Below are 17,141 nucleotides of genomic sequence, written 5' to 3'. Positions count from 1 at the left end.
ATACCCGGAAGCGCGGGAGATCGTGTTCGACTTCATTTCTGACTACAACGATCCAACCTTGTTGGGTGCCTTCTGGATGACGGTGAAACTCACCGTGTTCTCAGGCATCGCCTCCCTGGTCTGGGGCACCCTGCTGGCGGCGATGCGAGTCAGCCCCGTCCCCCTGCTGCGAGGGTTCGGCACGACTTATGTGAACATCGTCCGGAACATCCCCCTGACGGTCATCATCGTCTTCACCTCACTCGGCCTCGCCGACATCTTCGGCATGACCATGGGCGCGCCCGACGACTTCGCACTCCAGGGCTTCCGCCTCGCGGTGCTCGGTCTGTCCGCCTACACCGCGGCCTTCGTCTGCGAGGCGCTGCGCTCCGGCATCAACACCGTGCCCGTCGGGCAGGCTGAGGCGGCCCGCGCCATCGGTCTGAACTTCTCGCAGGTACTCGGACTGATCGTGCTGCCGCAGGCGTTCCGCGCGGTCATCGGACCGCTCGCGAACGTGCTGATCGCACTGACCAAGAACACGACGGTGGCGGCCGCGATCGGTGTGGCGGAGGCCGCTCTGCTGATGAAGGAAATGATCGAGAACGAGGCACAGACGCTGCTCATCGGCGCGGTCTTCGCCTTCGGATTCGTGGTACTGACCCTGCCCACCGGCCTGTTCCTGGGCTGGCTGAGCAAGCGACTGGCGGTGAAGCGGTGACCTCCGTTCTGTACGACGCCCCCGGCCCCCGGGCCAAGCGGCGCAATGTCATTCTCTCGGTCGTGTTCGTCGCCCTTATGGCCCTTTTCCTGTGGTGGGTCTACAAGACGATGGACGACAAGGGCCAGCTGGAGTGGTCCCTGTGGAAGCCGTTCACCGAGTCCGCGGCCTGGACGACGTACCTGCTGCCCGGCCTCGCCGACACCCTCAAGGCCGCGGCGCTGGCCATGGTCATCGCGCTCCCCCTGGGGGCGGTCCTCGGCATCGCCCGGATGTCCGACCACCGGTGGGTGCGGGCTTCGGCCGGCACGGTGGTGGAGTTCTTCCGGGCCATCCCGGTGCTGCTGCTGATGCTGTTCGCCAACGAGTTCTTCGCCCGCTCCACGGACGTCAGCACCGCGGACCGGCCCATGTACGCGGTCGTCACCGGTCTGGTGCTCTACAACGCCTCGGTCCTCGCCGAGGTCGTCCGGGCCGGCATCCTGGCCCTGCCCAAGGGGCAGACGGAGGCGGCCCAGGCGATCGGCCTGCGCAAGGGCCAGACGATGTCCACCATCCTGTTGCCGCAGGCCGTCACCGTGATGCTCCCGGCGATCGTGACCCAGCTGGTCGTCATCGTGAAGGACACCGCGCTGGGCGGCGTGATGCTCGGCTTCACCGAGCTGCTGAACGCCCGTGGCACGCTCGCGGCCAACTACGCCAACGTCATCCCGAGCTTCATCGTCGTGGCGATCATCTTCATCGTCCTGAACTTCCTCATCACCTCCTTCGCCTCCTGGCTCGAGGCACGGCTGCGCCGCAGCAAGCGCAGCACGGGCGCGGTGCTCGGCCCCGACGACGTCCACGACCTCAACGCGGCCGAGGTCGGGGGCACCCACGGGACCGGCGCGGACAACACCTGACGCACGCCCCGCTGTGCGCCTGTCGTACGACACGACCCGGCATGACTGTGGCCCGCCGTTGCCCGGCGGGCCACAGTCATGCCGGGGGCCGGCCCGCATCACCGGGGCGAACGAAAGGTGCGAACCGGACTCATGTGATGAGCAGTCGAGTGGTGTGACGGCCCCTGCCCCACATCATGATCGCCATGGACCTTCGGTCACTTGACGCAAGCACCGGCAATAGGTTGCATACGTTCTGTGATCGTGCACCCTGCTCCATCTTCCTGTTCCTCCCCGTCCCTTCGGACGTCACTTCGAGCAGGGGGCGTCGCGCCGTGGACCCGGTGATCATCGTCGGAGCGGGGCCCGTCGGGCTCACGCTCGCCCTGGCGCTGGCGCGTCAGGAGGTGCCGTGCGTGGTCCTCGACGAGGGGCCGGGCAAGGACGAACCGCGTCCCGCGCGCTCCGTCGTACTCCGCGGGGACACCACGGAACTCGTGAAACGGCTGACCGGGCTGCCGCTCGCCGCCGTCGGTTCACCCTGGGCCGGATGGCGGTCTATGCGGCGCAAGCAGGTGACACACGAGATCGCCTTCGACGACACCGAACCCGGCCCCGTGCACATCGCCCAGCACGTTCTGACCGACGCCCTGCGCGCGGCCCTCGCCGGCGAACCGCTCGTCGAGGTCGTCGTGGACAGCCGTCTGAACTCCCTCGAACAGGAACCCTCCGGCGTCACCGCGCACACCCGTAGCACGGGCGGCACCGGCGGCACCTGGTGGCGCGGCAGCTACCTGGTCGGCTGCGACGGCCCCCGCTCCACCGTGCGCAAGCTCCAGGACATCCGCTTCCCCGGCCGCACGGCGGTGGAACGTCACGCCGTGGCCGCGTTGCGTACGGAGCTGCCCTGGCCCTCGGAAGCGTTGCTGCACCGGATGCCACCGTGGCACACCTTGGGCCCCTTCGCCGGGGAGATCAGCGCGCGCCCGCTGCCGGACGGCGTGTGGCGGCTGGACTGGCTGATGCCGCCGGGCAAGGAACTGGTCACCCCCGAACTGCTCCTCGACAGGGTCCGGGAGACCCTGGCCGGCTGGGCCGAGGGCCCGACACCGCCGTACGAACTGCTCGACACCGGAGTCCACACCGTCCACCACCGGCTCGCCCGGCGCTGGCGGGCCGGTCGTGTCTTCCTCGCCGGGGACGCCGCGCATCTGCTCGGCGCCCTGGGCACGCACGGACTGGACGAGGGGCTCCGCGACGCCGACAACCTGGCCTGGAAGCTGGCCCTGGCCTGGCACCACGGTCCGCACGAAGCACTGCTCGACAGTTACCAGACGGAGCGCAGGGCGATCATCTCCGCCCGGCTGCGCGCCGCCGACCAGGCGTTGCCGCTGGTACGGGGCGGCAAAGGCCTGCGTTCCTACGTTCCCGGCGCTGCCCGCGGTCATGACGCGTTCCTGATGGAGGGGCACCTGGGACAGGGGACGCTGGGCGCGCCGGGCATGCACACCGACTCCCCCCTCACACCCCCGCCCCTCGAGGGCGAAGTCCCCGTGGACACGGCGGTCGGGGCACCGGTCACCGACGTACGGGTCACGGCGGAGGACGGCACCTTCGTCCGGCTGCGGGGCCGGCTCGGCCGGGGGGCACTGCTGGTGGTGTTGATCGCGCCGGGCACGGGGGTGTGGGAACGCAGGCACTGGATGTCCGCCGGGATCATGCCCCGGCTCGCGTCGGCGGTGGCGGCACTGCCGCAGCCGGCCGAGCTTCTGGTCGCGGAGAGCTATCCGGGTGCGGCGGCCCACACCGTGCTGCTGGTACGCCCCGACGGGCACCTGGTCACGGCACTGAGCGGGGTCCGTCCGGCATCCCTGTACACGGCGGCCGAAACGGCGCTCGGCGGACCGGCTTCGGCGGAGTCCTCCGGGGCGGGGGCCGCCGGGACGGATGCCGGGGCGGAAGCGGGAGCGGGGGTGGGGGCCGGGGCCAACGCCGGTACCGGCGCCGGGTCGCGCTGAGGCCGGCGCCCGACGTCTCGCCTCGTCGCGGCATCATCATCTTGTCGACTCATCGCCATCGCCGTGTCCACGGCCGTCCACGACTCTCCGCGGCTGTCCGCATGCTGACGGCGAGTTGATCCGCGTACGGCGTCGTGGTCTACTCCGGTCCGTGACCGACACCTGTGTACGCCTGTGGCGGAGGGTCCATATGGACCTCCTCCGCTATGCGGGCTGCGTGTGTCGCCCGTCCTTCTGAACTCGCGTTTTCCTGCTCGCGCACCGCGCGCCGCTTTCATGCCGCTGCCGCCGTGTGCGCTCCGCGAACCTTTCCTCAGGACGGTGCCACGTGTCTGCTTCCCCTGCCCTCCCCTCTGCCCTCCCCACGTCTTCCGCGGTCCCCTTGTCCGGGGCGGCTCCCGGCCCGGGCGCCGCCCCGGGTACGGCCTCCGCTCCTACCGCCGGCCCTTCGCAGGCGGACCTCCTCGACTTCGTACGACGCGTCGCCGCCGACGTCGACCTGGTCGCCTCACTGCCGCTCGATCCGGAGGGCCGCACCTGGGTGCGGCTCGACGGTCCCGGGGGCAGCGAGGCCTGGCTGATCGGCTGGCCGCCCGGCACGGGCACCGGCTGGCACGACCACGGGGAATCCCTCGGGGCCTTCATGACCGCGTCGGGTGAGCTGAAGGAGAACTCGCTCTCCGTGCGGTTGCCCACCGACGGCTGGAAGACGCTGGAGCTGAACGACGGCGTGGACCGGGGGCGCCGGCTGACGGCCGGCCAGGGCCGCGCCTTCGGACGGCACCATGTGCACGAGGTGCTCAACGAGTCCCCGGAGCAGCACGCGGTCTCCGCGCACGCCTACCACCCCCCGCTCCCTCTGATGCGCCGGTTCAGCCGCACCGGCCCGACACTGCGCCTGGAGCAGGTCGAGCGGCCGGCGGACTGGCAGTGAGCGGGGCACCGGAGAGGGGCGCCGAGGCCCCCGGGATCGACGAGATGTTGGAGCGGGTCCGCGCAGGCTACGAACGCATCGAGGCGGTCCCCGCCCACGAGGCCGCCCGCGACGGAGAAGCCCTGCTGGTCGACATCCGCTACGCGGCCCTGCGTGACCGGGACGGGACGATCCCCGGCTCCCTCCTCGTCGAGCGCAACGAACTGGAGTGGCGTCTCGACCCTCGGGGCAGTCATCGCCTCCCCGAGGCGACCGGCCACGACCTGCGCGTCGTCGTGATCTGCAACGAGGGCTACGCCTCCAGCCTGGCCGCGGAATCCCTGCACCGGCTGGGACTCCACCGGGCCACCGACCTGATCGGCGGCTTCCAGGCCTGGCGAGCGGCGGGGCTGCCGGTCCGGACGTAGAGCGGACCGGCGGGGTCTCCGTACCCGCCGTAACCGGCTCTCAGTACCCGCCGTCCTCCAGGAACTCCGTGTCCTCGCCCTCCTGCTCCAGCGCCTGCCGGACCACGCGCAGGGCGAGGCCCTCGGGGTAGCCCCTGCGGGCGAGCATGCCGGCGAGGCGGCGGATCCGCTTGTCGCGGTCGAGTCCGCGGGTGGAGCGCAGCTTGCGGGCGACGAGCTCGCGCGCGGTGTTCTCCTCCTGTTCGGAGTCGAGCTGGGAGACGGCCGCGTCGATCAGCGTGGAGTCGACGCCCTTGGTCCGCAGCTCCCGGGCGAGGGCTCGTCGTGCCAGGCCCCGGCCGTGGTGCCGGGACTCGACCCAGGCGTCCGCGAAGGCGCCGTCGTTGATCAGTCCGACCTCTTCGAACCGGGACAGCACCTCCTCGGCGGCCTCGTCCGGGATCTCCCGTTTGCGCAGGGCGTCGGCGAGCTGTTTCCGGGTGCGCGGAGTCCCGGTGAGCAGGCGCAGACAGATCGCCCGTGCCCGCTCGACCGGGTCCCCCGAAGACTCCTCCCGCTCGGCGCTCGGTGAGGAGGAGTCGTCCCCGTGCGCTGTGGCCGCCTCGCCGAAAGCCCGGCGTCCGCGTCCACCGCGCGGCCCGCCGTCACGCGAGCCGCTCCCCCGTACGCCCTCTGCACGGCGGGACCCGGAGCCGCGCCGGCCACCGCCCGGGTCCTCCCGGGAGAAGCCGCCGGAGAAGCCGTCCCCTCCGTCGTCGTCCCCGTACGCCGTGTCACCGTTCGCAGCCGGGTCGTCTCCGCTTCCGGGGCCCGCCCCCCGTGGGGCGCCGGAAGCGGAGAACTCGTACTCGGCCCAGTCGGTTCGTCGGGTCACGGGTCAGCTCTTGACCGCGGCGGCCTTGGACTTGGTGGTCTTGGCCGCCGGGGCCGAGGCCGGAGCCGGAGTCGCCCCGGCCGGAGCGGCGGTGCCGGCGGCATCCGCGCTCTTCTCACCGGCCGGCTCCTCGGCCTGCACGCCGATGCCGAGCTTCTTCAGGATCTTCTTCTCGATCTCGTTGGCGAGGTCGGGGTTGTCCTTGAGGAAGTTGCGGGAGTTCTCCTTGCCCTGGCCGAGCTGGTCGCCCTCGTACGTGTACCAGGCGCCGGCCTTGCGGACGAAGCCGTGCTCCACGCCCATGTCGATCAGGCCGCCCTCGCGGCTGATGCCCTGGCCGTAGAGGATGTCGAACTCGGCCTGCTTGAAGGGCGGCGCCACCTTGTTCTTGACGACCTTGACCCGGGTGCGGTTGCCGACCGCGTCGGTGCCGTCCTTCAGCGTCTCGATGCGGCGGATGTCCAGACGCACCGAGGCGTAGAACTTCAGCGCCCGGCCACCGGTCGTGGTCTCCGGCGAGCCGAACATCACGCCGATCTTCTCGCGCAGCTGGTTGATGAAGATCGCGGTGGTCTTGGACTGGTTGAGCGCACTGGTGATCTTCCGCAGCGCCTGGCTCATCAGCCGGGCCTGCAGACCCACGTGACTGTCGCCCATCTCACCCTCGATCTCCGCCCGCGGGACCAGCGCCGCGACGGAGTCGATCACGATGAGGTCGAGGGCGCCGGAGCGGATCAGCATGTCCACGATCTCCAGCGCCTGCTCGCCGTTGTCCGGCTGGGACAGGATCAGGTTGTCGATGTCGACGCCGAGCTTCCTCGCGTACTCGGGGTCCAGGGCGTGCTCCGCGTCCACGAAGGCGACCTGGCCGCCGGCCTTCTGCGCGTTGGCCACCGCGTGCAGGGTCAGGGTCGTCTTGCCGGAGGACTCCGGCCCGTAGACCTCCACCACACGGCCGCGGGGCAGGCCGCCGACACCGAGGGCCACGTCCAGCGCGGTCGACCCGGTCGGAATGACCTCGATGGGCTCGTTCGCCCGGTCACCCATGCGCATGACCGCGCCCTTGCCGAATTGCCGTTCAATTTGTGCGAGTGCGGCGTCGAGCGCCTTCTCGCGGTCGGTTCCTGCCATGGGTTCCACCCGATTTGCTTGAGTCGATCGCTTCACGTCAATGACGCTAGCGCCTGCCACTGACAACGCGCCCCGACGCACCTCCAGCCTGTGGACAACCAGGCCCCGCCCACACCCGAATCAGGCCATAACACCCATCTTCGGGGCTCACCAGCACCTCCATAAGAATAGATGTTCGATTTTCGTGTCAAGCGCATCCTCCGCCACTCTCGCGAGTCGTTCACCCTCCGGCATCTGGTCGGGGCCGGCGGCTCACACCGCCGGCCCCGACCAGATGGTGAAGCGGTCCACCGGGCTCAGGAGTCCTCGGTGTCCCCGCCCCGGGGGCGCGCCGAACCCGGTCGGCGCGCCCAGAGGTGCCGGACACGGGCGACGAGGGTACGCCGCTCGCCGGAGCCGGGACCGCCCTCACCGGGGCCTGTCCCGCGGTGGCCGTGCACGCGGGGGTCGTCGGTGACGTCGTAGCGCTTCACGTACGCGCCCAGGAACGCCTGGAGGGTGGCGACCACGGGAATGGCGATCAGCGCGCCGACGGCACCGAGCAGGGCCGTGCCCATGACGACCGAGCCGAAGGCGACCGCCGGGTGGATGTCGACGGTCCTCGCGGTCAGTTTGGGCTGCAGTACGTAGTTCTCGAACTGCTGGTAGATCACCACGAAGATCAGCACCCACAGCGCGTACCAGGGGTCGACCGTGAAGGCGATCAGCATGGGCAGGGCGCCCGCGAGATACGTGCCGATGGTGGGGATGAACTGCGACACCAGGCCCACCCACACGGCGAGCACGGGCGCGTAGGGCACCTCGAGGATCTCCAGCAGCACGTAGTGGGCCACGCCGGAGATCAGCGCCATCAGTCCGCGCGAGTACAGGTAGCCGCCGGTCTTGTTCACGGCGATCTCCCACGCGCGCAGCACCTCGGCCTGGCGCGCGGGCGGCAGTACGGAGCAGATGGTGCGACGCAGCCGCGGGCCGTCGGCGGCGAAGTAGAACGAGAACAGCCCGACGGTCAGCAGTTGGAAAAGGCCCCCGAGGACCTGCGTGGAGACGTCCAGGACGCCGGTGGCACTGTTCTGCACGTAGTTGCGCAGCCAGTCGGAGCGAAGCAGGCCCTCCTGGATGTCCACCCGCCGCAGCTCGGTGTGGAAGTGCGTGTTGATCCAGTTGATGACGGAGTCGAGGTACTCCGGGAAGTCCTCGACGATCTTGATGATCTGTCCCGCCAGCATGGATCCGAGCAGTGTGACGAAGCCCGCCGCAGTGATCAGCACCCCCACGAAGACCAGGAAGGTGCCCAGCCCCCGGCGCACCCCGCGCACGGCCATCCAGCTCACCGCGGGCTCGACGGCGAGCGCCAGGAAGAACGCGATGAAAATGTTGATCAGCAGACCGGTGAGTTCGTGGAAGGCCCAGCTGCCCAGCTGGAACAGGGCGATCAGCGCGAGCGCGAGCAGCATGGCACGTGGCAGCCAGCGCGGCATGCGGGAGCCGGGCGGCGGGTCCGCACCGCCCACCGGAGGGCCGGGCGGCGGCGGCATGCCTGGTGCGGAGGGGTGCTGGGCTGCCTGCCCGGTCTCTTCAGTGGGTGCCACGGGGCAAGTCTCGCCCACACCACCGGCAGTCGTCTGCCCCCTGGCGATCTCTGTGACGATCAGCGCTTTTCCCGGGGAACCTCCATCACCCCGCAGACCACCTGCCAGATGTCCTTGGCGGCCCAGCCGGCCTCCAGTGCCTCGTGCACGGTGCACCCGTCGAGTTCCGACATGACGTGATCGCGCGCGAAGGTGTCGGCGTAGCCCGTACCGAAGTGCTCCGCCATCCGTTCCCAGAAGACCGTCAACCGCATGCCCTCAGTATCCCGCCCGCAGGGGTGGGCCGAGGCACCAGTGGGGTCCCGCCCCGGAGGCCCGCCCGGTGGTGACCGTCGGCGCGCTGCGCACGCTCACTGTGTACGGCCGCGCGATCGCCCGACCATGCGCCGGTCGGTCACTCGGTCGGCCACTCGGCCGCTCGGCGCCGCCTCACCCGCCCAGGGCCCGGACTCCCGCCGTCACGGCCACGGCCGCCCCGACGACGACCAGGAACGGAGCGCGCAGCACCAGTGCCACGGCGGCGGCCGCGAGCCCCACCGCCCGCGCGTCCAGCACGAGCGCCCGGCCGTCGGCGAAGGTCTGCTGGGCGGTCAGGGCGGCGAGCAGGGCGACGGGCAGCAGGGCGGCGAGTCGCCGGACGATCGGCCGCTCGAGGGCGCCGGCGGGCACCAGGAGTCCGGCCAGTTTGACGGCGTAGCACCCGAGGGCGGTCACGCCGATCGCGATCCAGATGTTCAACGGTCCTCCTCCGGTATGCCGCCGCGTGCCGGGGCGTCGCTCCGCTCCTTCACGTCACCCCGCCCAGTGCCCCCGCGGCGGCCCTGTGCCCACAGGACGGCCGGCACCGCGAACGCGGCCACCAGGACCGGTACACCGGCGGGCAGGACCGGCAGCAGCCCGAGCCCCAGCAGGACGGCGAGCCCGGCGACCAGCCGTTCGGTGCCGGTCCGCAGCATCGGCGCGAGCAGGGCCAGGAAGACCGCGGGGCCGGCCGCGTCCAGGCCCCAGGCGTCGGTGTCCCCGATGGCCTCGGCACCCAGCGCGCCGAGCAGTGTGGTGAGGTTCCACAGGACGTACAGGCTGAGCCCGGTGACCAGGAAACCGATCCGGGCGCTGCGCCGGGTGGGCTGGGCGAGGGAGACCGCGGCGGTCTCGTCGATGACCCACTGGGCGGCGAACGGCCGCACCGCGCGCGGGAGGGCCAGCAACTGGGACAGGCGCAGCCCGTAGAAGGCGTTGCGCACGCCCAGGAAGAACGCTCCGGCGGCGGCCGTGAACGGGCTTCCTCCGGCCGCCAGCGCCCCTACCAGGGCGAACTGGGACGCCCCCGTGAACACCAGCAGGCTGAGCGCACAGGTCTGCAGCAGCGTGAGCCCGCTGCCGGCCGAGGTCACCCCGAAGGCGAATCCGGAAAGTCCGACGGCGATCCCGACCCCCAGGGCGTCCCGGACGACGGCGCCGTCCGGTTTTTCGCCCGGGGCGGCCCCGTCACGTGTCTCTGCGAGTGCTGCCTGTTGTTCTGTTGCCACACCCCGGACCGTACGTGGGGCGCTCGCCGGGTGTCTTGTACGTTCTTGCGCTCCCGTTGGTATGCGCCCGGCGGCACACCGACGATCCGGCCGAAGTGCCGGTTCAGGTGCGGCTGGTCGGTGAACCCCACCACGACGGCGGCCTCCGACGGCACCGTGCCCGCGTCCAGCAGTCGGCGCGCCCGTCGCACCCGTGCGTCGGTGAGCCAGGTGTGCGGCGGCATTCCGTAGGTGTCGCGGAAGGCCCGCAGCAGTGCGAACGGGCTGGTGCCGAGTTCGTCGGCCAGCTGCTCCAGCGTCGGGGGCGCGGCCATCCGCTCCTCCAGCAGCGCACGCGCGCGGACGGCGGTCCGGGCACCGGCGGTGCGCACCCGGCGCCGGGGCAGCGATCCGCCGTTCAGCCGCAGCAGCCGGGTCACGGTCACCCGCAGCAGGGTGTCGGCGGCGAGCGCGTTGCCCTCGTCGGTGGCCCGCAGCACCTGGTGCACCAGACGGACGGTGTACGGGTCGTCGAGGACCGGTGTCACGAACCCCGGGGTGCCGCGCAGTGTGGTGGTCTCGGCGGCGATGGCCGCGACCGCCTCCGGCGGCGGGTAGAGCGCGCCGTACCGCCATCCCTCGGGCACCCCCGCCCGTCCGGTGTGCGGGGTGTCCGGGTTCACGAGCGCGAGTGCTCCGGCGCCCGCGTACTGGTCGGCCCCACCATGGTGGAAGACCTCCACCCCGTCGGCGATGGCGGCGATGACGAAGTTCTCGTGGGTGTGCCGCACGAACGTCTTGCGGATGTAACGGGCCCGGAGCAGGTCGACGCCGGGCAGCTCGGCGTACTGCCAGTGCCGCGCGCGCTCCGCTCCCGTTTCCGCCATACGGCCATTGTCACGCGCTCCCGCCGGTGTCTCTTACCGGGCCCGGGGGCGCCACCCGCCCGGTCCCGGGCACCCACCCGGTCCCGGGCACCCACCCGCTTCGGCCCCGTTGTCAGTGCCCGGGTGCACGATGGACGCATGGTCAGTACACCGCACCCGGCCCTGGACGGCTTCTCCGCCGCGACCCGCGGCTGGTTCACGGGGGCGTTCTCCGAGCCCACCGCGGCCCAGGCGGGCGCGTGGCGTGCCCTCCAGGAGGGCGCCGACGTGCTGGTGGTCGCCCCCACCGGATCCGGTAAGACGCTGGCCGCCTTCCTCGCGGCCCTGGACCAGCTGGCCGCCACGCCCCCGCCCGCGGACCACCGCAAGCGCTGCCGCATCCTGTACGTCTCCCCGCTCAAGGCCCTGGCTGTCGATGTCGAGCGCAATCTGCGCAGCCCGCTGACCGGCATCCGCCAGGAGTCCGTGCGTCTGGGGCTGCCCGAGCCCGAGGTGAAGGTCGGGATCCGCTCCGGCGACACCCCGCCCGCCGAGCGCCGGGCCCTGTCCACCCGCCCGCCCGACATCCTGATCACCACCCCGGAGTCCCTGTTCCTGATGCTGACGTCGGCCGCGCGCGACGCGCTGACGGGCATCGAGACGGTGATCCTGGACGAGGTGCACGCGGTCGCCGGTACCAAGCGCGGGGCGCATCTGGGGCTGTCCCTGGAGCGGCTGGACGAACTGCTGCCCCGGCCGGCCCGCCGTATCGGCCTGTCGGCGACGGTCCGTCCGGTCGACGAGATCGCCCGTTTCCTGTCCCCGCGCGGCAAGGTGGAGGTCGTCCAGCCCAAGGCGGGCAAGGAGTTCGACCTGTCCGTCGTGGTCCCGGTCGAGGACCTGGGCGAGCTGGGCGGCTCCCCGGTGGCGGACGCCTCCGAGGGGGCCGGGGCGGCGGAGCGCCCGTCGATCTGGCCGCACGTCGAGGAGCGGATCACCGATCTGGTCCTGTCCCACCGTTCGACGATCGTGTTCGCGAACTCCCGCCGCCTCGCGGAACGACTGTGCAACCGGCTCAACGAGATCGCCTACGAGCGGGCCACCGGCGAGCCCCTGGACGAACACCACTCCCCCGCCGAACTGATGGGCGGGTCCGGAGCCGCCCAGGGCGCACCCGCCGTCATCGCCCGCGCGCACCACGGCTCGGTGTCCAAGGAGCAGCGTGCCCAGGTCGAGGAGGACCTCAAGGCGGGCCGGCTGCCCGCGGTGGTGGCCACCTCCAGTCTTGAGCTGGGTATCGACATGGGCGCGGTCGACCTGGTGGTCCAGGTGGAGTCGCCGCCGTCCGTGGCCTCGGGGCTCCAGCGGGTCGGCCGCGCGGGGCACCAGGTGGGGGCGGTCTCCACCGGTGTGGTGTTCCCGAAGTACCGGGGCGACCTCGTCCAGGCCGCCGTGGTCACCGAGCGGATGCGGACGGGCTCCATCGAGTCGCTGCGCGTTCCCGCGAACCCGCTGGACGTCCTGGCCCAGCAGATCGTCGCCATGACGGCCATGGACCCCTGGCGGTTCGACGACCTGCTGGCGATGGTCCGCCGGGCCGCGCCCTTCTCCTCACTGCCCGAGTCGGCTTTCACAGCCGTACTGGACATGCTCGCCGGGCGCTATCCCTCCGACGCGTTCGCGGAACTGCGCCCGCGCGTGGTGTGGGACAGGGTCACGGGCGAGATCACCGGACGCCCGGGGGCGCAGCGGCTCGCCGTCACCTCCGGGGGCACCATCCCCGACCGGGGCCTGTTCGGGGTGTTCCTCGCGGGTTCCGACCCCAAGAAGGGCGGCGGACGGGTCGGTGAGCTCGACGAGGAGATGGTCTACGAGTCCCGCGTCGGCGATGTGTTCACACTGGGCACCAGTACCTGGCGCATCGAGGACATCACGCGCGACCGGGTGCTGGTCTCCCCGGCCCCGGGCGTACCGGGCCGGCTCCCGTTCTGGAAGGGGGACCAGCTGGGCCGCCCGCTGGAGCTGGGCCGCGCGGTGGGCGCCTTCCTGCGCGAGGTCGGCTCGCTGTCCCGGGAGGAGGCGCGTGGGCGGCTTCTCGCCGCCGGGCTCGACGCCTGGGCCGCGGACAATGTGCTGTCCTACCTTGACGAGCAGCGCCGGGCCTGCGGCCATGTCCCGGACGACCGCACCGTCGTCGTGGAGCGCTTCCGTGACGAACTCGGCGACTGGCGGGTCGTCGTGCACTCCCCGTTCGGCGCCCAGGTGCACGCACCGTGGGCGCTGGCGCTCGGGGCCCGTCTCTCGGAGCGGTACGGCATGGACGCCCAGGTGATGCACGCCGACGACGGCATCGTGCTGCGCCTGCCGGACGCCGACCTGATGGGCCTGGACCTGCTCGACCAGGAGCCGGTGCGGGCGGGCACCGGGTACGACGCGGACCAGGCACCGCTGGGCGCCGCGGACGTCGTCTTCGACAAGGGGGAGGTCGACCAGGTCGTCACCGACCAGGTGGGCGGCTCGGCGCTGTTCGCGTCCCGCTTCCGCGAGTGCGCCGCCCGCGCGCTGTTGTTGCCGCGCCGCAGCCCCGGTAAGCGCACCCCGTTGTGGCAGCAGCGTCAGCGTGCGTCCCAGCTGCTCCAGGTGGCGGGCGAGTTCGGCTCGTTCCCGATCGTCCTGGAGGCGGTCCGCGAATGTCTTCAGGACGTCTTCGACGTCCCCGGGCTCGTCGAGCTGATGGGCGACCTGGAGTCACGCAAGGTGCGGCTCGTCGAGGTCACCACCCCCGAGCCGTCTCCCTTCGCCCGCTCGCTGCTGTTCGGATATGTCGCCCAGTTCCTGTACGAGGGCGACTCCCCGCTCGCCGAGCGCCGTGCGGCGGCCCTGTCGCTGGACTCACGAATGCTGGCCGAGCTGCTCGGTCAGGCGGAGCTGCGCGAGCTGCTCGACGCCGAGGTGCTGACCGAGCTGGAGCGTGAGCTGCAGTGGCTCACCGAGGACCGGCGGGTCAAGGACGCGGAGGGCGTCGCCGACCTGCTGCGCGTGCTCGGCCCGCTCACCGGGGCCGAGCTGGCGGAGCGGGGCGCCGAGCCGCAATGGGCCGCGGACCTGGCGTCGGCACGCCGCGCGATCCGGGTCCGTGTCGCCGGCACGGAGCATTGGGCGGCGATCGAGGACGCCGGGCGGCTGCGCGACGCGCTGGGCACGGCGCTGCCGGTCGGCGTACCGGAGGCGTTCACCGAACCGGTCAAGGACCCGCTCGGCGATCTGCTCGCGCGGTACGCGCGCACACACGGACCGTTCACGTCGGCCACGGCCGCGGCCCGCTTCGGGCTGGGCGTGGCGGTCACCGAGGGCGCCCTGCAGCGGCTCTCGGCGGCGGGCAGGGTCGTCCAGGGCGAGTTCCACCCGGCCGGGATCGGCCAGGAATGGTGCGACGCGGCCGTGCTGCGCAGACTGCGCCGCCGTTCCCTGGCCGCCCTGCGGCACGAGCTGGAACCGGTGCCGCCGGCCGCGCTCGCCCAGTTCCTCCCCCAGTGGCAGCACATCGGCAAGGGTCATACGCTGCGCGGCGTCGATGGTCTGGTGCGCGCGATCGAGCAGTTGCAGGGTGCGTCCGTGCCCGCGTCCGCCCTGGAGAAGCTGGTCCTGCCCTCCCGGGTCACGCACTACGCCCCCGCGATGCTGGACGAGCTCACGGCCACCGGCGAGGTGGTGTGGGCCGGCGCCGGTTCCCTCCCGGGCAAGGACGGCTGGGTCTCCCTCCACCTCGCGGACACGGCCCCGCTGCTGCTGCCGCCACCACACCCCCTGGAGACGACCGCCCTGCACCGGTCGGTCCTCGACGCCCTCTCCGGCGGCTACGGGCTGTTCTTCCGTCAGATCGCCGACCAGGTCCGCGCCACCACCCACCCCGGGGTCACCGATCCTCAACTGGCGGATGCCGTCTGGGACCTGGCCTGGTCCGGCAGGCTGACCAACGACACGCTCGCTCCCCTGCGCTCGCTGCTGGGCTCGGGCCGCACCGCGGGCTCCACCGCCCACCGCGCGAAGCGCCAGGCCCCGCGCGGACGCTACGGCTCACTCACGGCAGCCGCCCGCGGCACTTCCCGTACCGGCCCTCCGACGGTCGCCGGTCGCTGGTCGCTGCTGCCGGACCGGGAGACCGACCCCACGGTTCGCGCCCACGCGCTGGCCCGGACCCTGCTCGACCGGCACGGCGTGGTCACCCGGGGCGCGGTCGCCGCCGAGGGCGTCGAGGGCGGATTCTCCGCGGTCTACCGTGTTCTGTCGGCCTTCGAGGAGACCGGACAGGCCCGTCGCGGCTATGTGGTGGAAGGCCTGGGGGCCGCCCAGTTCGCCATGGACGGCGCCGTGGACCGCCTCCGCGCGGCGGCCAGCGCCCGCGAACGGGGTGACGTCCTCCCCGGGGCCGGCCCGGACGACCCGTTCGAGGGCGCGCCCTTCGGCGTCGGCCCTGACGTCCCCGGCGGTCCTGATCCCCTCGCCCTTCACGGCTTCGCCCCGCCCTCCGACGGCTCCCACGAACCCGCCCCCGGCCACGACGGATTCCCCCGCCTCCCGGACGGCGCCGACCGGGCACCGTACCCGCGGCCGTCGCCGGGCGACTACGTCTCCCCGCGCGACCTCGCCGCGCAGACGCCCGGCCCCCGGCGGCAGGGAGCGCACCCGTCGTACGACCCCTTCACTGGCCGGCGCACCGGTCCGGACCGCGCCCCGCGGGCCGTCGTCCTGGCCGCCGCCGACCCCGCGAACGCGTACGGTGCGGCTCTGGGCTGGTCCGAGCCCCCCTCGGGTGCCGGGCACAAACCGGGGCGCAAAGCGGGCTCGCTGGTGGTTCTCGTCGACGGTGAGCTGACGCTCTACGTGGAGCGCGGTGGCAAGACGGTGCTGGCCTGGCCCGCGGACCCGGACGGCGAGCCCGCCGACGACCCCTGCCTTCCCGCCGCGGCGGAGGCCCTCGCCGCCGCTGCCCGCGCGGGTTCCCTCGGGACGGTCACCGTGGAGCGGGTCAACGGTGCCTCGGCCCTGACCTCCGCGCTCGGGTCGCTCCTGGAGGCCGCGGGCTTCGTCGCCACCCCCAGAGGCCTGCGTCTCCGCGCCTGACGCACGGCCTTCCCGCCCCGGCCCGGTCCCGGTGCCGGTCCCGGCCACAGTGTCCGACCGCATTCCCCCGGCCCCGAACAAGGGCATGCAACCCTTGACCCATGCCCGAAGGAGACACCGTCCGGCAGGCCGCGAAGCGGCTGCACAGCGCCCTCGCGAGCACGGTGCTGACCCGTAGCGACCTGCGGGTGCCCCGGTTCGCCACGGCCGACCTCACCGGCCGCACCGTCCTGGACGTCACCCCGCGCGGCAAGCATCTCCTCACCCGTGTCGAGGGCGGCCTGACCCTGCACTCGCACCTGCGCATGGACGGCTCCTGGCGTGTGTACGCGAACGGGCAGCGCTGGAACGGCGGCCCCGCCCACCAGATCCGCGCGATCCTGGGCAACGCCGACCGCACCGCCGTCGGCTACCGCCTGCCCGTCCTCGAGCTCCTGCGCACCACCGACGAGGACCGTGTGGTCGGCCACCTCGGCCCCGACCTCCTCGGCCCGGACTGGGATCCCTCTCTGGCGATGGCCAACCTGCTCAGCGACCCGGCCCTCCCGCTCGGCGAGGCGCTCCTCGACCAGCGCAATCTCGCCGGCATCGGCAACGTGTACAAGAGCGAGCTCTGCTTCCTGCTCGGTGTCACGCCCTGGCTCCCCATCGGCGAACTGCCCGCCGAACACGCCGCTCGGCTGCCCGGATTCGCGAAGAAACTGCTGGAGCACAACCGCGACCGCCCCATCCGCAGCACCACGGGACGCCGTGACCAGAACCTGTTCGTCTACGGCCGCGCGGCCCGCCCCTGCCTGCGCTGCCGCACCGCGGTCCGCCGGGCCGACCAGGGCGACGGCTCCCGCGACCGCCCCACCTACTGGTGCCCCGCCTGCCAGCATGGCCCGGCCCCGGTCCCCGGCTCCTGAACCGGCGACCCGTCAAGTGGTGGCCCGTCAGGTCTCCTCCTACGTCCACCATCCCCTCGCGCCGTCCGGTCTCACCGGCCGCACCCCCTTCGCCACCGGTGCCACCAGTGGCCACCGGCCGTGCCTGCGCGCTGCTGCCGACCCAAGCGGGGAGGGGCGGAGCCCACAGTGCGCTGCGCGGACCACGACACGAGAACCCGC

At 72.3% G+C, this 17,141-nt stretch carries 14 protein-coding genes and 1 pseudogene; 8 read left to right on the top strand and 7 right to left on the bottom strand.

Features of this window, described 5'->3' with window-relative positions; genetic code table 11:
* Positions 1–22: 22 nt before the first annotated feature.
* From V4Y04_RS27435 to V4Y04_RS27415, 6 genes are all read left to right on the top strand, one after another.
* Positions 23–700, top strand: a complete 678-nt coding sequence (locus tag V4Y04_RS27435; protein WP_332431012.1) for an amino acid ABC transporter permease — start codon at positions 23–25, stop codon at positions 698–700.
* Positions 697–1,602, top strand: a complete 906-nt coding sequence (locus tag V4Y04_RS27430; protein ID WP_332431011.1) for an amino acid ABC transporter permease — start codon at positions 697–699, stop codon at positions 1,600–1,602. Before V4Y04_RS27435 ends, V4Y04_RS27430 begins: the two co-directional genes overlap by 4 nt.
* A gap of 314 nt (positions 1,603–1,916) precedes the next feature.
* Positions 1,917–3,599: an FAD-dependent monooxygenase gene (locus V4Y04_RS27425; protein ID WP_332431010.1), complete on the top strand. Its 1,683-nt coding sequence runs from the start codon at positions 1,917–1,919 to the stop codon at positions 3,597–3,599.
* Positions 3,529–3,837, top strand: a complete 309-nt coding sequence (locus V4Y04_RS37825) for a putative leader peptide (protein WP_443080097.1) — start codon at positions 3,529–3,531, stop codon at positions 3,835–3,837. Before V4Y04_RS27425 ends, V4Y04_RS37825 begins: the two co-directional genes overlap by 71 nt.
* 144 nt (positions 3,838–3,981) lie before the next feature.
* A complete protein-coding gene (locus V4Y04_RS27420) occupies positions 3,982–4,533 on the top strand; it encodes a cysteine dioxygenase (RefSeq protein WP_332431009.1) in 552 nt (183 codons plus the stop codon).
* A gap of 44 nt (positions 4,534–4,577) precedes the next feature.
* A complete protein-coding gene (locus V4Y04_RS27415; RefSeq protein ID WP_332433022.1) occupies positions 4,578–4,940 on the top strand; it encodes a rhodanese-like domain-containing protein in 363 nt (120 codons plus the stop codon).
* Positions 4,941–4,980: 40 nt separating this feature from the next.
* Here V4Y04_RS27415 and recX read toward each other — a convergent pair whose 3' ends face one another.
* The 7 genes and pseudogenes from recX to V4Y04_RS27380 form a co-directional block, all read right to left on the bottom strand.
* Positions 4,981–5,814 (bottom strand): recombination regulator RecX, encoded by an 834-nt coding sequence (recX, locus tag V4Y04_RS27410; protein WP_332431007.1) that lies wholly within the window; start codon positions 5,812–5,814, stop codon positions 4,981–4,983.
* 3 nt (positions 5,815–5,817) lie between these two features.
* On the bottom strand, positions 5,818–6,945 hold the full coding sequence (gene recA / locus V4Y04_RS27405) for a recombinase RecA (protein WP_332431006.1): 1,128 nt from the start codon (positions 6,943–6,945) through the stop codon (positions 5,818–5,820).
* Positions 6,946–7,241: 296 nt separating this feature from the next.
* Positions 7,242–8,534 (bottom strand): AI-2E family transporter, encoded by a 1,293-nt coding sequence (locus V4Y04_RS27400; RefSeq protein WP_332431005.1) that lies wholly within the window; start codon positions 8,532–8,534, stop codon positions 7,242–7,244.
* Between the two features lie 59 nt (positions 8,535–8,593).
* On the bottom strand, positions 8,594–8,788 hold the full coding sequence (locus V4Y04_RS27395) for a DUF3046 domain-containing protein (protein ID WP_332431004.1): 195 nt from the start codon (positions 8,786–8,788) through the stop codon (positions 8,594–8,596).
* A gap of 175 nt (positions 8,789–8,963) precedes the next feature.
* Complete coding sequence (locus tag V4Y04_RS27390; RefSeq protein WP_332431002.1) at positions 8,964–9,272, bottom strand: AzlD domain-containing protein; 309 nt, start codon at positions 9,270–9,272, stop codon at positions 8,964–8,966.
* On the bottom strand, positions 9,269–10,063 hold the full coding sequence (locus tag V4Y04_RS27385; protein ID WP_332431001.1) for an AzlC family ABC transporter permease: 795 nt from the start codon (positions 10,061–10,063) through the stop codon (positions 9,269–9,271). The genes V4Y04_RS27390 and V4Y04_RS27385 overlap by 4 nt, the downstream gene beginning before the upstream one ends.
* Before the next feature lie 113 nt (positions 10,064–10,176).
* Positions 10,177–10,929 (bottom strand): annotated as a pseudogene (locus tag V4Y04_RS27380) (AraC family ligand binding domain-containing protein); the annotation flags it as partial.
* Between the two features lie 138 nt (positions 10,930–11,067).
* Between V4Y04_RS27380 and V4Y04_RS27375 the strand changes: the two are divergent.
* Positions 11,068–16,032, top strand: a complete 4,965-nt coding sequence (locus tag V4Y04_RS27375; protein WP_332431000.1) for an ATP-dependent helicase — start codon at positions 11,068–11,070, stop codon at positions 16,030–16,032.
* 101 nt (positions 16,033–16,133) lie between these two features.
* A complete protein-coding gene (locus V4Y04_RS27370; protein ID WP_332430999.1) occupies positions 16,134–16,940 on the top strand; it encodes an Fpg/Nei family DNA glycosylase in 807 nt (268 codons plus the stop codon).
* Positions 16,941–17,141 lie beyond the last annotated feature (201 nt).

The sequence above is a fragment of the Streptomyces sp. P9-A2 genome (assembly GCF_036634175.1).
Classification (GTDB): domain Bacteria; phylum Actinomycetota; class Actinomycetes; order Streptomycetales; family Streptomycetaceae; genus Streptomyces; species Streptomyces pratens.
This window is presented reverse-complemented; position numbering and strand designations above follow the sequence as displayed.

What these genes read in the sequence shown, in the direction of transcription:
- V4Y04_RS37825 (WP_443080097.1), top strand. Translation starts at nt 3,529, where the DNA reads ATGCCGGGGCGGAAGCGGGAGCGGGGGTGGGGGCCGGGGCCAACGCCG.
- V4Y04_RS27415 (WP_332433022.1), top strand. Translation starts at nt 4,578, where the DNA reads ATGTTGGAGCGGGTCCGCGCAGGCTACGAACGCATCGAGGCGGTCCCC.
- recA (WP_332431006.1), bottom strand. Translation starts at nt 6,945, where the DNA reads ATGGCAGGAACCGACCGCGAGAAGGCGCTCGACGCCGCACTCGCACAA.
- V4Y04_RS27395 (WP_332431004.1), bottom strand. Translation starts at nt 8,788, where the DNA reads ATGCGGTTGACGGTCTTCTGGGAACGGATGGCGGAGCACTTCGGTACG.
- V4Y04_RS27375 (WP_332431000.1), top strand. Translation starts at nt 11,068, where the DNA reads ATGGTCAGTACACCGCACCCGGCCCTGGACGGCTTCTCCGCCGCGACC.
- V4Y04_RS27370 (WP_332430999.1), top strand. Translation starts at nt 16,134, where the DNA reads ATGCCCGAAGGAGACACCGTCCGGCAGGCCGCGAAGCGGCTGCACAGC.